Source organism: Agromyces binzhouensis (assembly GCF_004135055.1).
Lineage (GTDB): Bacteria > Actinomycetota > Actinomycetes > Actinomycetales > Microbacteriaceae > Agromyces > Agromyces binzhouensis.
Window position 1 is genome coordinate 1 of the sequence record NZ_SDPL01000480.1, and the last position, 2,112, is coordinate 2,112.

General features: G+C 73.4%; 2 protein-coding genes and 1 pseudogene. All 3 read right to left on the reverse strand.

Features of this window, described 5'->3' with window-relative positions; genetic code table 11:
* Positions 1-227, reverse strand: a pseudogene (locus ESO86_RS15885) (23S rRNA (guanosine(2251)-2'-O)-methyltransferase RlmB); the annotation flags it as partial.
* Complete coding sequence (gene cysS, locus ESO86_RS15890; protein WP_129235828.1) at positions 224-1,648, reverse strand: cysteine--tRNA ligase; 1,425 nt, start codon at positions 1,646-1,648, stop codon at positions 224-226. The gene cysS and the pseudogene ESO86_RS15885, both read right to left, overlap by 4 nt.
* A 36-nt stretch (positions 1,649-1,684) precedes the next feature.
* Positions 1,685-2,112, reverse strand: a 428-nt coding sequence (gene ispF / locus ESO86_RS15895; RefSeq protein ID WP_207207184.1) for a 2-C-methyl-D-erythritol 2,4-cyclodiphosphate synthase, incomplete at its 5' end; no start/stop codon positions are given.

Consider the following 2,112-nt stretch of genomic DNA (forward strand, 5'->3'; position numbering starts at 1 on the left):
CCGCGCGGGGCGCCGGACCGCTGCCCGCTGCGCCCGCCGGACTTCGCTGCGGCGCGCTCGGCGGCCGCCTTGCGCTTGTGCGCCTGGTGGTACGGACGATCCTCGGCCTTCGGCGTCGGGCCCTTGCCCTCGAGGGCCTTGCGGCTGTGGCCGCCGGTCCCGACCTTCTGGCCCTTGCCCTTCTTGCGCACGGCTCCCGCGCGAGGCTTTCCGCTGCTGCCCTTCATGACGTGAGGCTCCAATGCGTTCCGGTCTGGCTGTCTTCGATGGTGATGCCGGCATCGGCGAGCTCGGCGCGGATGCGATCGGCTGCGGCCCAGTCCTTCGAGGCGCGCGCGGCGCGGCGATCCTCGAGGAGTCGGGCGACGAGGGTGTCGAGCGCGGTCGCCGCGGGGCCGGCATCCGTCGCCCACATGGGGTCGGTCGGGTCGATGCCGAGCACCCGGACCATCGCCAGCACCTGGCCGCGCAGGTCGGCCGCGCTCCCCAGATCCTCGCCGTCGAGCGCCTGGTTGCCGGCGCGCACGGTCTCGTGCAGCACGCCGAGCGCCTGCGGCACGCCCAGGTCGTCGTCCATCGCCTCGGCGAACGCGTCCGGCCACGTGGCGTCCGAACCCGCTTCGGCGTACCGGGTGCCGGCGAGGCGCCGCTCGACGCGGGTGAGGAAGGTCCGGATGCGGTCGACCGCCGCCTCGGCGTCGGCGAGCGAATCGGGCGAGTAGTCGAGCGTGGATCGGTAGTGCGCCTGGCCGAGCAGGTACCGGACCGCGAGCGGCGAGGCGAGCGCGGTGAGTTCGTGCGCGTACACCGAGTTGCCGAGCGACTTCGACATCTTCTGCCCGCCGATGTTCACGAGGCCGTTGTGCACCCAGTAGTGCGCGAAGCCGTCGCCGGCCGCGGCGGACTGGGCGAGCTCGTTCTCGTGGTGCGGGAAGCGCAGGTCGAGGCCGCCCCCGTGGATGTCGAACTCCGCGCCGAGGTAGCGCGCGGCCATCGCCGAGCACTCGATGTGCCAACCGGGACGGCCGGGGCCCCACGGCGACTCCCATCCGGCCGAGCGCGGCTCGGTCGCCTTGTGCCCCTTCCACAGCGCGAAGTCGCGCGGGTCGCGTTTGCCGCGCGGGTCGGAGTCGGCCGCGGCCTCCATGTTCTCGCGCGCCTGCCGGGTCAGCTCGCCGTACGCGGGCCAGCTGCCGGTGTCGAAGTAGACGTCGCCGGAGCCGTCGGGCGCCGGGTAGGCGTGCCCGCGATCGATGAGCCGCTGGATGATGCGCTGCATCTGCGTGACGCTCGCGGTCGCGCGCGGCTCGTAGGTCGGCGGCAGGATGCCGAGCGCGTTGTAGGCGGCGGTGAACTCGAGCTCGACCCGGTACGCGAGCGACCACCACTGCTCGCCGATGCCCTCCTCGGCGGCGGCGTTCAGGATCTTGTCGTCGATGTCGGTCACGTTGCGGACGAAGGTGACCGCGTACCCGCTCGCCACGAACCAGCGACGCATGATGTCGTAGACGAGCGCGCTCCGGAGGTGCCCGATGTGGGGGCTCGACTGCACGGTCGGTCCGCAGACGTACATGCCGACGTGCCCCTCCTCGAGGGGCACGAAGTCACGCAGGGCCTGGGCCTTCGAATCGTGGAGTCGTACGGTCACGGGTCAAGCGTACCGGCGCACGTGGCGCTCGACCGGTCAGGCGCGTCCGGAGGCCGGGACGATGAGCGCGGTCGCGATGGCGGTGACGCCCTCACCGCGTCCCGTGAAGCCGAGCCCGTCGGTCGTGGTCGCGGCGACGCTCACCGGCGCACCGACGATGCCCGTCAGCAGGGCCTCCGCCTCCGCACGGCGGGGCGCGAGCTTCGGCCGGTTGCCGACGACCTGCACGGAGACGTTGCCCACGCGCCATCCGGCGGCGGCGAGACGACGGACCGTCTCGGCGAGGAACACCTCGCCGTGCGCGCCCGAGAACCGGGGGTCGGCGGTGCCGAACATGCCGCCGATGTCCCCGAGGCCGGCGGCGGCGAGCAGCGCGTCGCAGATCGCGTGCGCGACCGCGTCGCCGTCGCTGTGGCCGGACAGGCCCCGCTCCCCCGGCCACTCCAGGCCGGCCAGCCACAGCG